The organism is Sphingopyxis sp. EG6 (assembly GCF_003609815.1).
Taxonomy (GTDB): domain Bacteria; phylum Pseudomonadota; class Alphaproteobacteria; order Sphingomonadales; family Sphingomonadaceae; genus Sphingopyxis.
Window position 1 is genome coordinate 3,311,986 of the sequence record NZ_AP017603.1, and the last position, 14,901, is coordinate 3,326,886.

Below are 14,901 nucleotides of genomic sequence, written 5' to 3' on the forward strand. Positions count from 1 at the left end.
ATCTGACGTGAAGGCCCGGCGCCCGGGTCAGGAGTCCGCCATGATCGACCGTCGTTATGTCCTTGCTGGCCTCGCCCTCGGCGGCGGCATCATCGCCGCGCCGATGCTCATGGCCAAATCGTCGCGCCCGCAGGCCGCGCCCGGCTGGCGGCTTTCCGAAGCCGAATGGAAAAAGCGGCTGACGGCGCAGCAATATTATGTGCTGCGCGAGGCGGGCACCGAACGCCCGTTCAGCCATCCGCTCGATAAGGAAAAGCGCGCCGGCACCTTCATCTGCGCAGGCTGTGCACTGCCGCTCTATTCCAGCAAGACCAAATATGACAGCAAGACCGGCTGGCCGAGCTTCTGGGCGCCGCTGAAGGGCGGGATCGCGACATCGACCGACTATGATCTGGGCTACGCGCGCACCGAAGTGCATTGCAAGCGCTGCGGTGGCCATCTTGGCCATGTCTTCAACGACGGCCCGAAACCGACCGGCAAGCGTTACTGCATGAATGGTACCGCGCTGAGTTTCCGCCCCGCCTGACGCCGCTCGAATGACGTCGTAGCGTCATTTGGCTGCGGATTTCACCCGCCACACCGACAGTCCCGCGCGCGAGGCGATCGGCACCGGTTCGAGCCACGCGGGCGGCTTTCGCCTGTATAACTGCGCGGCCAGCGCGTCCTTGCGTGCGTGACGATACTCAGTCAGATCATTGGCGGTTCGGCAAAAGACGATCAACGTCGCCTGCTGCTTGCGCACCAATACCTCGGCCGCCGCCGGATCGCCCGCAAAGACGCGAATACTATGCGCCATCGCGTCCTTGTTGCGATGGTGCGGGGTCGCGACCAGGCTGTGGCGCGTCCAGAAGATCACCGGCGCGCCGAGGTCGATCGGGGTTAGGACCGTCGTCGGTGGCAGACCATCGAGCGCGGCAATCGCCGCCGGATCAAGGCATGTCGTCTGATACCGGTTGGCGGCCGCATTGCGGGCCGCCGCGGATTCGGTCGCAGCCTTGAGCGACGGCGCGAGCGCCATCAGCACGACCAGCACTGCTGTGCTGCCAATCAGTGGTAGGGTCAGCGCAGCAGCAGCGGAACCCAGGATGCGCGGGACAGTCGATGAAATCGACCTCGCCCATGTCCACAGGCGCAATCCCAGCCACGCGCAGCCAGGCAGGGCAAACAGATGCGCGGTCGCCGCGCTGCGCAGGACGAGCAGCGACAAGGCTGCGGCGCCCAACAGTGCGACGATCACCGTCGCCCAATTGCGCCGATCGGCGACCTCGCGGCATTGGCGCCAAGCCAGCACCGATCCGGCAAGGCCGACGAGCGACGGCACGAGGACGTGCACCGCATCGGGCGCCTTCGACGCCCACAGCGGCTGACCTTCGAGCACATTCTTGTACCAATATTTGACCACGATCGGATCGAGCGAAGCGAAGGGTCCGTTGGCGCAGCTTGGCTCGGTCCACACCAGGGCGCCCGCGGCCGCCAGACCGGCAATGCCCAGCAGACCGAGTCGCGCCCAAAATAGTTTAGGATTCGCGCGCGCCGCGGCGAAGATCAACGCCGCCGCGGCTACGAACGCGGCCATATAGGGCGCCGAGAGCGAATCGCACCAGTTTCCGACCAGCCCGACGGGACCACGCGTGGCGAACTGGAGCAGGATCGCCCCACCCGCCAGTGCAAGCATGAAGCCGCACAACCGGTCGCGATCGTTCGCGCGGCCATGCAACGCCCAGCGCAGCGCGGCCAGCCCCGCAAACAGCGCAACCATCGGCAATCCTTCGATCGAAACCGCCAGCAAAGCCGCGCCGAACAAGCCGCCCCATAGCCCCGCCCGCCAGCTCGCTGGCCGCAGCGCCTGCGCCATGATCAGCATCGCGAGCAGGATCTGCCAGCCATGATGGTCGACCCGCAGCGGTCGGAACTGGGCCACGATAAAGCCCGCCATGATCAGGAACAGCGGCGCGACATAGGCGATCCGCCAGTCGGACAGGTTGCGATAGCCCAGGGCACAGGCGGCGCACAGCGCCGCGCCCAACAGGGGCGGCCATAGCGTCATCACGACTCGTTCGGCCATGGCCTGTCCGAACAGCGGCTCGATGACCAAGATGCCGAGCGCGAGCGGTGCATCGACGATCCGCGACCAGTGCATCAGCACCCCGCCGCCCGCCGGATTGACGCGATATTGCGTGAGATCCCACCAGCCTTGCCCCGCCAGCAGGTCGCGCACTTGCGCCATCCGCATCGCGTCGTCGGTGTCGGACAGATCGATCGCGTCGATCGCCTGCCAGTTCACGACAATCGCGATCAGGCTCATCGCCGCCCACAGGATCAGCGCGATCCGTACCGGCGTCAGCCAGCCGCCAAGTGCAAAGCCCTCCGAAAGCGAGGCGGGCTTCGGCTCCACGGCGCCGACCGCAACAGGCGCGGCCGCATCGGTCACGCCGCGGCGGTCCGGAAAACAATATGCCGGCGCAGCAAATAGGTAGTCTGGAAACTGACGACGATCGCCGCCAGTTTGGCCAGCCGCGGATCGAGCCCCAGCGCGCTGCCGGTGCCGACGATCGCCGTCGTGACGGCAAGACCGACCAGCGCCGACCCGACGAACAGCATTTTCTGGCGATGTCGCTCACCGGTACCGCGCGCCGCAGCGCCGTCGGCAAAGACGAGGCGGCTCGACACCAGCCAATGGACCAAGATCCCGGCGCAATAGCCCACCGCCGACGCCGCCATCGGCGACAGTCCCGAATCGAGCAGCAGCAGGAACAGCGCCGCATCACTGCCTAGCGCGAGCACGCTGGCGAGCAGATAGTTCAGCCAGCGAATCTCGCCACGGCGAACCGCTCCGATCAATTTGGTGACAGGGAGCATGGCAAGAACCTCTCCGGCCAAGGCGTCAGGCGGCCTTAGTCACGCGCGCGGGGACGTCGCGCACCGACGCCAGCGCCGCCTGCTCACCCTCGGTGCCGCTCTCATGATATTCGGCGTCCTCGTTGACGTCCCAGATGTCGTAAACCCGCTCGCCCGCGACGATGTTGCGCACCGTCAGCATCGCAGTCATCATCGCATGGTCCTGGTTGTTGTAACGGTGCATGCCGTTGCGCCCGACCATGTGCAGCGTCGGATAGCGCGCCTCGAGCTCGCTGCGCATCGTTTCGACATGCGCGGCATAATCATCGTCATAGACCGGATAGGCCTTTTCCTGCCGCACCACCGCGCCGCCGACCACATCCTTGGGATCGCACAGGCCCAGGATCGCCATTTCCTTCGTCGCCAGCGCAATCAGATCCGCGTCGCTCGACGCCCACAGCCCGTCGCCCTCGAAACAGAAATATTCGAGGCCGACGCATGCAATCGCCGGGTCGGGCACCATTTCGGGCGACCAGCTGCGGAAATTCTGCACCCGGCCGACCTGCACCTTGCTGTCGTGGATATAGATCCAGTTGTCGGGGAACAGATCCTCCGACCGGATTTTCAGCGCGACGGTCAGAAAGTCGCGATATTTCAGGGATGGCGCCGCGGACAGCGCGCAGGCGGGTAGCGGATGGATACGCGCCGCCAGCTCGCGCATCGGCGCCGAGCTGATGACATGCGCCGCGTCGATCACGACATCGCCATCGGGGCCATTGGCGGTCAGCCGCCAGCGTCCGCTCACCTGGTCCTGCGTCAGCTGCTTGAAGCTGTGCGCCATCAGCACATGGTTGCCGCCCGCAACCACCTTGTCGCGCGCCGCATCCCACATCATGCCGGGGCCAAGCCGCGGATAACGAAAGGTTTCGAGCAAGGTCTTGGTCGCCATGCCGTCATTGGGCTTCTTGTTGAGCCCGAGGCTGCGCTTCAGCCCGTCGAGCACCGCGGCACCGAGGCTTAGCCCCTTGATCCGCTGCGCCGCCCAGTCTGCCGACATTTCGTCGCACGGCATGCCCCACACCTTCTCGGTATAGGTTTTGAAAAAGATCGAATAGAGCTTCCGCCCGAACTGGTTGATCGTCCAGTCTTCGAAACTGCGGACATTCCTGTTCGGCAGCAGCTTGGCCTGCGCATAGCTGATCATGCACAAGGTCGAGCGCACGACCCCGAGATTCCACAGCGCCTCAAACGCACGCAGCGGGTAGGAATAGAATTTGCCCTCATAATAGATGCGGCTCATCCGCGGGCGCTGGATGAAATCGTCGGGCAGAATCTCGTTCCACAGATCGACGACTTCCTGGCTCTTCGAAAAAAAGCGGTGGCCGCCAATGTCAAAGCGAAAACCCTCATGCTCGACCGTCCGACTGATCCCGCCGACATAGACCGGATCCTTCTCGATCACCGTCACCTTATAGCCCTGTTGGGTCAGCTGATAGGCAGCGGTGAGCCCCGCCGGCCCCGCACCAATGATGGCAACGTCGGCGCTGGTCGGACGGCTTTTCGAAATACGGGCGTCGGTCACTGAATATTCCCCCACAGACAGATTGGGCTCTAACTGGCGCAAGACGCGCTAAAAAATGGTTAATCACACACTAAGAAATCCTCCCATGCGCCGCCTAGTTCGTCGCCGACCGCCCTGTTGGAGGCAGGATGCGATACACACTGAGCGACTCGGACGAGAGGCGAGGGTCGTGCCGCAACCACGGCACCGGTTTTCGCTGGGCAAGCCTCGCGGCCAGTCCATCAGGCGCTGCGGCAGCAAAGCGCTGCACTTCGTAAAAGCCGCGACAGAAGACCAGAAAGTCGGCTCCCTCGGTACGAACAACCTGCTCAGCCACGGCGGGCTTGGCCAAAAAAGCCGAAATGACGCGCCGCATTGCCTTTTCGTTGCGATGGTGCCCGGTGGCCACAACGCTATGCGGGGTTCGCACGAGCAGCGCCGGACCAATGTCGATTGGGGCGAACAGATGTGCGCGTGGCTCATCGGCCAATGCGGCAGCGCTGACTGCGCTGGGACAGTCGCTCGCCTCGGCCTTCGTCGGTGCGGACTGGCCAACTAGCGTGCGCGCAACCTGGATGGCAATCGCCGCATCGACTGCGGGAAGAGCCGTAAGCACCAATAGCGCCGACCCGACCCTGCCCAGCGATGACGACCGCGTCCGGCTCCAGCGCCACAGCGCGAGCGCCATCACCGCAAAACCTGGGAGCAAAAAGGCGTGGGTCGTCGCGCCCATGCGGGTCACGAATGCCGACGCTACCGCGCTGCCCACAGCGATCACCGCAAGCCGCGTCCAATTCTCCGCGAACGGCCCGTTCCGACTCCGCCGCCACGCAAATGTCAGCGCGCCTAAGCCAATCAGCGTCGGCACGATGTAGACGACACCATAGGTGTTCGCGTGCGACCAGATCGGTCGCCCCTCGGACACCCATTCGTACCAATGCTGGCGCACCAGCGGATCAAGCGCGCCGAAAGGACCGCCCAGGCACTCCTGCCCGGTGAGAACAAAGACGAGTCCGCCAGCAAGGGCCGCAATCGTGAGTGCAAGGAGACGGCGTAACGGCGAACGCAACAGTCGGGTTGGTCCCAGCAGACTGGCAGCGAGCACCAGCCCTCCTGCAGCGACGGCGGCGCCATAGGGCAAGGAGAAGGCGTCACAATATACGGTGAGGGTCGACGTTGGCCCGCGCATCGCCAGCAGCCACACGGCTGGAAATCCGATCAAACCCGATGCAAAACCCAACAAGCGCCGTCCCGTTTGCGGATCGCGGAGCCACTCGCAAGCGAACAGGCCGCCAAAAATTGCCAGATAGGGCAAGGCTTCCAACGAAATCTCGGCATGCAGGGTGATGACGGCCGCCGCAGCCAAGCCATTCGCCAGACTTGGCGATCGCAGCGCGATCCACGCCATCGCGACCGATAGCAGCAGCTGCCAGCCATGGTGATCGATCCGCATCGGCGTAAAATATTGCAGGAAAGTGGCACCCGAAAAGGCGATCAAAAGCCCGGTGGCGACCGGATGGCGGTCGCCAAGCGCGGTGAGGATCCGGCCGAATATCAGGAACAGCGGCAGGATCAGTAACGGGGGAAAAAGCGCCACGGCCCAGCGCTCGCCCGACGCTTCGCCGAGCAACGACTGCAAAAGGAGGATGAAGCCGGCAAGCGGCGCGTCGACAAAGCGCGACCAATGCATCAGACCGCTGCCTTCCTGCGGATCGACGCGATATTGCATGATGTCGAACCAGTGCTGCCCGGCGATCAAGTCGCGGACCTGCGCCAATCGCATCTCGTCATCGGCGTCCGGAAAACGCATGGCAGCGACCAGGTCACGTTGGGCGATCATATAGAATGCGATCAGAACGAGCCAGAGGATCACCGCGAACCCGCTGGCGCCGAGAGCACCATATATCCTGGCCGTCTTCGCGGTCTGCTGCATTACCCAGTCACCCTATCTATCGGCGGTCGCCCGGATCGCCCCGCGTCCGATCGCAGGCCCAAGATTGCATTCCGCTGTGACCAAACATGGCTAAAGACCGGTTAATTTCGCAGCGCGATTCCCTCCGAAACGGACGTTCGCGGCTTGGGGCGCCGCCAGTCTTGCGGTAATGTCGGGGGACATCAAGGAGGCGCACGGCATGGCAGGCGGACTGGCAATCGTCTTGAGCGGCGGCGGCGCCAAAGGGGCGTTCCAGGTCGGTGTCGTCCACGAACTGGTCGTTAATCGTAGCGTCCGGCTCGATATTGTCGCCGGTGTATCGACCGGCGCGATCCAGGCGCTCGGCGTGGCGCAGGACGATGTGCCGGGGCTGCTCGACGCGTGGCTCGCCATCCGCGGCAACGGCTCGATCTACAAGTCGCGCCCGCTCGGCGTCGTCGGCGGTTTGCTCGGCGAAGATGCGATCTACGACACCGCGCCGCTCAAGCGCCTGCTGAAGAGTTTCGCCGACGACGCCAGGCTGCGCGCGAGCGGGCGCAAATTGCTGCTCGGCGTCGTCAATCTCGGTACCGGCACCTATCGCAGCATCGACGAGAGCGTCCCCGGCATTCACAATTGGGTCTATGCCAGCTGCGCGATGCCCTTGTTCTTCGATCCGCTCAAGACGCGCGCGAGCGACGGGACCGAGGAGCAATGGGTCGACGGCGGGGTGCGCGACGTGACCCCGCTCAGCGCTGCGCTCGACATGAATCCGCGCGGGGTGATCGTGGTGCGCGCTTCACCCGCGCCCCGCCCCGGACGGGTGCGCACATTCCCCAATTTGATCAAGATCGGCCTGCGCGCCGTCGACATCCTCCAGTCCGAAGTCTCGGCAAATGACGTGGCGAACGCCGCCTTGATTAACGACCTGATCGCCGCGCGCGAAGCGCAGCTGCGCGCGCTGCAAAACGAAGGCATCGGCGGCGCGCAGGCGGCGCGCATCCTTCGCCCGCTCGACGTCCAGATCTCCCGCTACCGTTTCGCGCCGATCCGTATCATCGAGCCCGAGGAAGAGGTTTCCGAAACGCTCGAATTCGACCTGGCAAAGATCCGCGCCGCTATCGACGCGGGCCGCCGCGCCGTCGATCGCGAATGGGACGCGTTGGAGCCGCTTTTGAGTTGAGAGATGCAAACGGCCGTTTGCGACCGATTGCGGACATAGCCGATCCTCCCCCAACGGGGGAGGGGGACCACCCGAAGGGTGGTGGAGGGGCACAGGCGGTTACCCCAGCGCCGGGCTGGCAGAGCCAAGCGTTCCGGGAACGTAGCAGTGGAGCACGACTTCGGCGGCAAGGCAAACCGATGGTGCCCCTCCACCAGCTTCGCTGGTCCCCCTCCCCGTTCCGGGGAGGATCGCTCCGTCCGCTCTCCACCCCAACGCCGACAATGACCCATTACGCTCGCCCATCCCCCGCATCGGGCGGCCCGCGCGCGCCATTGCCCTCACCCGTCACCGCCTCGCCCTGTACCGCCACATCGCGCATCAGCGGCTTGAGCGCCAGCGTGCCCAGCCGCACCCGCGGCGTCGCCTTGCCCGGCACGGCGGCAACCGCAAAACTGCCGTCGATCCGCAGTGCCGCCGCCGACGCCTTGCCCGGCCGCACCGTGTAACGGCCGTAAGCGACGCCTTCGAACAGGAAATATCCGTCGAATTCGGTCAGCGTCGTCGCGCGTACCCGGCCTTCGGCATCGACGAGTTCGAGCGCCAGCCCCTCGACCGGATTACCGCCATTGCGGCGCACATTTCCCTCGATTTCGCCTGCGGCGACCATCGGCAAGGCAACGCGTATTGCGACGCCGGGCCGCGGTGTCACCACGACGCCGGGCAGCGCGGGTTGCACATAAGGATCGGGCAGGCTGCCGGCGTCGATACCGATCAGCACCGGGCGGAACGGCTCGAGCCCGTCGATCGTCCCCTGACCATCCTTGCCGGTTGCTTGCTCGACATAGGCGTGGCCTGCGGTCAGCGGCACGCCCGCCAGCGCCGCCTCGCCCGGCTGGCGCATGCCGTCGCCATTGTCGTCCATCCACACGTCGGCGATCACCTGCCCGCGGCTCGCCAGCTTTTCACTCGACACGCGCCAGCCGCCGCTCGGCTTCGGTCCGAAGCTGAAGGCGAGCGACAGCGACGCCGCGACCGATCCGTCGCTCGCCACTTCACCAAAGCCGCTCAGCTGTAAGCGGTTGAAACGGCGCGTATATCCGGCGCCGACGCGCGCCCGCTCCAGCCCGCGGTCATAGCCGAGCTCGGCGCGCCATTCCGCGTCACCCTTCCCGGCCCATTCGCCGATCAACGCCACCCGCGTATCGCTGCTGTCGCCGGACAGCGCAAAGCGCGCCTCGCCGCGGAGACGCACACGCCCGATGCGGGCATTGGCGAGCAGAGTGGCGGTCAGATTGTCGGGCGGGTCGGGGCCGACCGGCACCTTGGTGCGGCTCCAGTCGAGCTGGCCGGTGAAGGTCAGCGCCCGGAAACTCGCCGACGCCCGCGCGCTGGCCTCCAGGCTGGAAATTCCGGCGCGCCGATCGATCTGGCGAACGTCGAAATGCAGCGGTAGTACGGTCCGCCCCAGCTTGACCGACTGGTCGATGGAAATTGAATAGAGACCATTGATATTGCTGAGAAAACGGTCAGAAACAAAGCCTTTCCAGCCGCGCATCGCATCGGCGCGAACATAGGTTTCGCCAAACGCCGCGAGCCAGCTCGCACGCACCGCGCCGCCGCCCCCAAAGCCCTTAGGAGCATCCGCATAGCTGGCGCCGACCTCGAGCAAGGTCGGCCCGATCGAACGGCGCAGCGCGGCCTCGGCATAATTGCGCCGCACATTCTCGATCATCAGGCTGTGCGCATAGGCGGCGACCGACGTGCGCGCATCGAGCCCGCGCTCGATGCCCAGCGTCCCGCGCCAGCCACGCCGGAACGGCCCACGCCCGCGCCCGCCAAATTCGATCAGGTCGGCGTTTTCCTGCGCAAATCCGGCCCAATACCAAGTCTGCTGGGGCGGGATCGAATCCATCCCCACCTGCACTTGCTTGATTTCTCGCCGGATTTGCCCCTGCGGACCATAGAGCACGATCTCGAAACGGTTCGCGCCATATTGCAGCGGTACGTCGAGAAATTCGTAGCGGCCGTCGCCATTGGGGCTGGTGAATGCCAGCAACTGGCCGTTGCGATACAATTCGGCATCCCACCCGGCGGGCAGGTCGCCGCGAAAATTCGTCTTGTCGAAGCTGTCGGGGCGCTCGATCGGACGGTTGGTGACCACCGCGCCGCGCCCTGGCGCCGACGAGGCGACGATCCCGGTCGACAACAGGCTGACGTCGCCCACCGCATAATGCGTTGCCTTCAGCGGCCCGAGTAGCCGCCCTTCGGGGTCGGTGCGGTACAGCCGCATCCGCAGGCTGTCGGGCACGCCCTCATTGTCCGACGACAGCCGCGCGTCGAAGCTCTGTTTCAGCACTTCGCCCGCGGCGAAAATCTCGTACCGGCCCTGGACGTAGGAGCCGCCGCGCTTGTCGGACACGAACCCGGCCGATGCGACGACATCGACCGAGGGTGTTGCCCAGCCCTGATAGGGCCGCGACGCCTGCGGCAGGCTGGCGAGGTCGAACCGCGCCGCGGGCCGGATGGCCGCCGCGCGCGCGCGCCTCTCGGCGGCGAGCTGGAACGGCAATTTGTCCTTGCTGTCGATGCGCAGCACCGCGTTCGACAGGTCGGCGACAATCGGTACCCCCAGCCATGCGTTGAGGCTGTCGAGATCGACGCACCAGCCTGCGGGGGTATCGCGGATCATCGTTGCGGAAAGCCGGAAACTCTGGCTACCCGCGCGCACTTCGCCCGCCTCGCGGTCGATCGTCAGGCTGCGCCGTTCGTCGAACACCCAGCCGGTTGCGCGGCGCAACTTCTTGTCGACGCGCACCGCCAGATCGAGCGCGAGCACGACATCGGCGAGGTCGACGCACACGCCCTGCGGCGTCTGATAGCCGCGCACCCCGTCGCCCAGCCGATATTGGCCCGACCGCATGTCAAATAGCCAGCTGTCGTCCTCGTTCGGCGCCCACCCGTCGCTCGTCAAGGAAACCGGCGCTTTATCAACGGCCTCGGCGCCGGCGGGAACCAGTCCCACCAGCGCGAGCCCGGCCAGGATCGCCGGTTTCCATCGGGTCAGCGCCGCGCGGATCACGGCTGTTTGGCTTTCGCCCCGCCCTTACGCCGTCACTTCACCACCCGCTCGGCCTCGTCGATCGTCCCGCCGCCAATATCGCGATCCTCGCTGTAGCGGATGCGCACCGGCCCCTTGAGCCGGGCGGCGAGTTCGGGCGGCACGCGCAGCGATACCTCGCGCGCGCCCACTTCGGGATAGACGGCGATGCCGCGCGCCACCAGCAATGGCTCGCTGACCCCCGGCCGCGTCACTTCGATATCGCCATAGACCGAGCGGTTGCCCGTGCGCGTCAGTCCGAAATTGAACGCGGGGCCGTCGGGCGTGTCGCCCACCCACGCGTCGCCAATCGTCGCTTCAGCGCCAAGGTCGCCGACGCGGATGATGACCGGGATCGTAATGCCATAGATCGGGATGAGCGCGATCGAGACGCCGTTGCCCGCGGGCTTGGCCGGATCGGCGGCGACCGCTGGCGCCGCATCGGGGACCGCGCGGAACAGCATGTGCGCGCGATATTCGCCGGGCGGCGTGCCTTCGGGAATGCGCACCCCGACGCGGATCACTTGCGGCTGGTTGGGCGGCAGCGTGACGCGGCGCGGGCTGAACGCGATCATGTCGAGCGCCAGCCGCTCGGCGGGGGTGACGTCCGCCTCGGCAATCTCGTCGAGCCCGCCCGCGGCGGTCATCCGTTTGATCTCGAGGCTGATGCGATAGGTCGCCGGTTCGGAACCAATATTGTTCAGCACCACCTCGGTGCCGCGCGAACCGTCGAGGACGACGCGCGTCGGCGCGACGAGCAGGTCCCCCGCCGCTTGGGCAGGCGTCGCGACCGAGCCAAGCAAAAATACGGAAAGCAGGCCGAAGCCCTTGAAAAAGCGCAACATCGATACGATCCCCACAATCGTTTGTCCGGAAAGGCCCACACCCCTCCGCTGGTCGCACCCTGCCTGCGCCAACATGGTTGATATTTCGCTAACCATGTCCGTCGCTTGCGCATCGCGCATGAAAAAGGGGTCGCCTGACCTGCGCCCGGCGACCCCTTATCTGGCTGGCGGGCCATTTAGCCCGCCATACCCCCCACCTTATTGATAGTTGGCGGTGACGTTGAACGTCCCGGTATAGTCGCCCGCGGTCTGGTTGGCGCCGACGCTCAGCGTACCGCCGACCTGGAAATTGCCGCCGGTCGCGCCGAGCGTGATGTTCGGCACCGAATAGGTCAGCGACGACGTCATCGTGCCGCCCAGCGACCCGTTGAGCGTGACGCTCGGGTCGCCGCCGACGAGCACGACCGCTCCGTCGGTGCCCTGCACGTCAAAGTTGGCAGCGGTCGTGGTGCCGGTGCAGGTCAGACCCGCGCCGCAGGTGCGGGCGCCGGCCGTGCTGACCTGTACGGTCGAAGCGGTGGCGCCGCTGATGATCGTGGCATATTGCAGGGCGCTGGTGTTGGTCAGCGTGATCTGACGCAGGATCTTGGCGGTGGCCGTTGCCGTTGCCGAAGCCGCATGCGCCGCCGGGGCGTTCAGGGCGAGGGCAGCAATCGCGGCGCCGACGACGGCGCGCTTCATTCCAAATTTGCGCATATGTTTGGTCCCTTAATTCGAAAACTGATTGTCGAAACGCGAATGGATATCCCACCCCATTCGCCGACCTCTTTAGCGGGCGACAGGTTCAGCTTTTGCCAGCAAGCTTGGTTAACAACGCAGTAGGAATTGACCCGCCTTACCCTTGGTAAGCGAGATAAATCAGGGGCTTATCCTGATATCGAGAGGGTCGTGGGGACCCTCCGCCCAACTTTAACGGCCCGGAGTGGCACAAATTTAGCGCCGCGGAGAGAATCAAATACCGGAGCAAAGACCGCGCCTGATTCGCACCACCTATTCGTCATCCCGGCAAAGGCCGGGATGACGGGCAAGCTTCAGATCCCCTCGCCGCTCAGCCGCTGGCAAATCATGTCGAGCTGATCGAGCGAGGCGAATTTCAGGGTCAGCTGGCCCTTGCCGCCGCCGCCATATTGGATCGCAACCCCGATCCCGAGCAGCTCGGACAGATGGCGCTCGACCGCGACGATGTCGGGATCGCGCCCGACCCCGTCCATGCTCTTATATTCGAGCGGCGCCTTGCGCCCGCCGCCCTTGCCGTCGCGCACCAGCGCCTCGACCGCGCGCACCGACAGCCCTTCCTTGACGATTCGCCGCGCGATCGCTTCGGCATCGGCGGCGCCGATCAGCGCGCGCGCATGCCCCATCGCGAGCGATCCGTCGCCGACCAGCGCCTGCACCACGTCGGGCAGGTCGAGCAGCCGCATCAGATTGGCGACATGGCTGCGCGACTTGCCGACCAGCTTCGCCAGCGCCTCCTGATTATGTCCGAAATCGTCGATCAGGCGGCGATAGGCGCCGGCTTCTTCGATCGCGTTCAGGTCCTGCCGTTGAATATTCTCGACCAGCGCAATCTCATAGGTCGCGGCGTCGTCGAGCTCGCGGATCAGCGCGGGTATCTGGTGCAGTCCGGCGCGCTGCGCCGCGCGCCAGCGACGCTCACCCGCGACGAGCTGATATCCCTCGCCATCGGGTGACCGGCGGACGATGATCGGCTGGAGCAATCCGCGAAGTCCGATCGAATCGGCGAGTTCGGCGATCGCCGCCTCGTCGAAATGGCGCCGCGGCTGGCCAGGCAGCGGGCGAATCGACCCCAGCGGCACATGCTGCACCGCATCGCCCGACACCGTCGGCGCGGCCTTTGCGGCACTTCCCGCCGTCGCCAGCACCGGCGCTTCGGCGGCAACGTCGCCGAACAGCGCGTTCAGCCCGCGCCCCAGGCCCGAGGGGCGCTTCCGCGCCGGAGAAGGAGGATTTTCATTTTTATTATCAGCCATTTATGCAGCCTTGCGGACGTTGGGCAGGCGATCGATCAGCTCGCGCGCCAGCGCAATATACGCCGCCGACCCGGCACAGCGATGATCATAGATCAGCGCCGGAAGGCCGTGACTCGGCGCTTCGGACAGACGGACGTTGCGCGGAATGACGGTTTGAAACACCACCGGCCCCAGCACTTCGCGAACGTCGTCCGAAACCTGGTCGGTCAACCGGTTGCGGCGATCGAACATCGTCAGCGCGACCCCCAAAATCGACAGCTTCTGGTTGAAGCGCTCGCGCACCCGCTCGACCGTGGTGAGCAGCTGGCTCAGCCCCTCGAGCGCAAAAAACTCGCACTGCAGCGGCACGATCAGCGATTCGGCAGCGATCAGCGCGTTGAGCGTGAGCATGCCCAGCGATGGCGGGCAATCGATCAGGCAGATGTCCCATTGCCCCGCCTCGGCACCGGTCAGCGCCTGTTCGAGCCGATGGAGCCGGTCGGCAAATTCAATGAGCTCGATCTCGGCGCCCGATAGGTCGACCGTTGCCGGAACGATGTCCAGCCGCGGCACCGCCGTCGGCACCGCGCAATCGGCGAGCGGCGCATCGCCGCGCAGCAATTCATAGCTCGAATATTCGCGCTGCGCCTGCTTGATCCCCAGCCCGGTCGAAGCATTGCCTTGCGGATCGAGGTCGATGATCAGCGTTCGCCAGCCCGTCGCCGCAAGCGCGGTGGCCAGGTTGATCGCCGTCGTCGTCTTGCCAACCCCGCCCTTCTGGTTCGCCACGGCAATGCGGATCATGCTTTTCCTCGCTGTTTTGCCGGGATTTTCCCGACACCAACCAGAATCTGGCTGTCGGCGTCGGTACGGCTTTGTTCCACGTGAAACAGATTCTGCCACGGCTGCGGCAACAACGCCAGTTCCTTAACTGCGTTTCGGCCCTTTGGCAGTAGCCAGTGCGTCGATTCGGTGGAAAAACGCGCGGATAAGTCGATCAGCCGGTCGAGCGGCGCGAACGCCCGCGCGCTGATCGTCGCCGCGGGCCGCGTTGCGACCCGCTCGAGCGACGCTTCGGCGACATCGACATGATCCAACCGCAGCTCAGCCGCGACGCTGCGCAGAAACTCGCACCGCCGTTTGCGCGATTCGACGAGCAACATCGGGCGGTCGGACAGGATCGCGACGACCAGCCCGGGCAACCCCGGCCCGCTCCCCAGATCGACCCAGAGCCCCTCGCCGCCCCCCCTGTCGAGCGCCAACAATTGCGCGCTGTCGGCGATATGCCGCACCCAGAGCGTCGGAATCGTCGACGCGGCGATCAGATTCTGCTGATCATTCTCAGCCACCAGCAGCGCCGCAAAACGCTCCAAGCGCGCCCATTGCTCCGCCGTGGGCGCGAACGCCCGATCCAGCCAGTCGCGCGCAGCGCCTTCATCATGCAATAGCTCGGCGTCCGCCACTGTCGTTCTTTCACCTTCCCCGCAACGCGGGCTTATCTTTCTTTGCGCCG

General features: G+C 65.5%; 12 protein-coding genes. 2 read left to right on the forward strand and 10 right to left on the reverse strand.

Annotated features, from left to right (window positions below):
• Positions 1-40 precede the first annotated feature (40 nt).
• On the forward strand, positions 41-526 hold the full coding sequence (msrB, locus tag SPYCW_RS16045; protein ID WP_120217657.1) for a peptide-methionine (R)-S-oxide reductase MsrB: 486 nt from the start codon (positions 41-43) through the stop codon (positions 524-526).
• A gap of 24 nt (positions 527-550) precedes the next feature.
• Here the strand turns inward: msrB and SPYCW_RS16050 are convergent, their stop codons facing one another.
• The 4 genes from SPYCW_RS16050 to SPYCW_RS16065 all read right to left on the reverse strand — a co-directional run bounded on the left by SPYCW_RS16050 (position 551) and on the right by SPYCW_RS16065 (position 6,332).
• On the reverse strand, positions 551-2,431 hold the full coding sequence (locus tag SPYCW_RS16050) for a hypothetical protein (protein ID WP_120217658.1): 1,881 nt from the start codon (positions 2,429-2,431) through the stop codon (positions 551-553).
• Positions 2,428-2,859 carry a GtrA family protein gene (locus tag SPYCW_RS16055; protein WP_120217659.1) on the reverse strand — a complete coding sequence of 144 codons (432 nt, stop codon included), beginning with the start codon at positions 2,857-2,859 and terminating at the stop codon, positions 2,428-2,430. The genes SPYCW_RS16050 and SPYCW_RS16055 overlap by 4 nt, the downstream gene beginning before the upstream one ends.
• 25 nt (positions 2,860-2,884) lie before the next feature.
• Positions 2,885-4,420 (reverse strand): NAD(P)/FAD-dependent oxidoreductase, encoded by a 1,536-nt coding sequence (locus tag SPYCW_RS16060; protein WP_172595529.1) that lies wholly within the window; start codon positions 4,418-4,420, stop codon positions 2,885-2,887.
• A gap of 94 nt (positions 4,421-4,514) precedes the next feature.
• Positions 4,515-6,332, reverse strand: a complete 1,818-nt coding sequence (locus tag SPYCW_RS16065; RefSeq protein WP_120217660.1) for a hypothetical protein — start codon at positions 6,330-6,332, stop codon at positions 4,515-4,517.
• Positions 6,333-6,531: 199 nt separating this feature from the next.
• Between SPYCW_RS16065 and SPYCW_RS16070 the strand changes: the two genes are divergently transcribed.
• Positions 6,532-7,494 (forward strand): patatin-like phospholipase family protein, encoded by a 963-nt coding sequence (locus tag SPYCW_RS16070; protein ID WP_172595530.1) that lies wholly within the window; start codon positions 6,532-6,534, stop codon positions 7,492-7,494.
• 271 nt (positions 7,495-7,765) lie between these two features.
• On the opposite strand, the gene SPYCW_RS16075 is transcribed toward SPYCW_RS16070, so the two are convergent.
• The 6 genes from SPYCW_RS16075 to rsmG all read right to left on the reverse strand — a co-directional run bounded on the left by SPYCW_RS16075 (position 7,766) and on the right by rsmG (position 14,851).
• On the reverse strand, positions 7,766-10,555 hold the full coding sequence (locus tag SPYCW_RS16075) for an MSCRAMM family protein (protein ID WP_120217662.1): 2,790 nt from the start codon (positions 10,553-10,555) through the stop codon (positions 7,766-7,768).
• A gap of 32 nt (positions 10,556-10,587) precedes the next feature.
• Positions 10,588-11,418 (reverse strand): molecular chaperone, encoded by an 831-nt coding sequence (locus SPYCW_RS16080; RefSeq protein WP_120217663.1) that lies wholly within the window; start codon positions 11,416-11,418, stop codon positions 10,588-10,590.
• A gap of 198 nt (positions 11,419-11,616) precedes the next feature.
• Positions 11,617-12,114, reverse strand: a complete 498-nt coding sequence (locus SPYCW_RS16085; protein ID WP_120217664.1) for a DUF4402 domain-containing protein — start codon at positions 12,112-12,114, stop codon at positions 11,617-11,619.
• Between the two features lie 335 nt (positions 12,115-12,449).
• The gene (locus tag SPYCW_RS16090; protein WP_120217665.1) at positions 12,450-13,409 is read right to left on the reverse strand and encodes a ParB/RepB/Spo0J family partition protein; all 960 of its coding nucleotides are present in this window, start codon (positions 13,407-13,409) and stop codon (positions 12,450-12,452) included.
• Positions 13,410-14,192 (reverse strand): ParA family protein, encoded by a 783-nt coding sequence (locus tag SPYCW_RS16095; RefSeq protein WP_120217666.1) that lies wholly within the window; start codon positions 14,190-14,192, stop codon positions 13,410-13,412.
• On the reverse strand, positions 14,189-14,851 hold the full coding sequence (gene rsmG, locus SPYCW_RS16100; RefSeq protein ID WP_232014741.1) for a 16S rRNA (guanine(527)-N(7))-methyltransferase RsmG: 663 nt from the start codon (positions 14,849-14,851) through the stop codon (positions 14,189-14,191). Before rsmG ends, SPYCW_RS16095 begins: the two co-directional genes overlap by 4 nt.
• Positions 14,852-14,901: the final 50 nt, after the last annotated feature.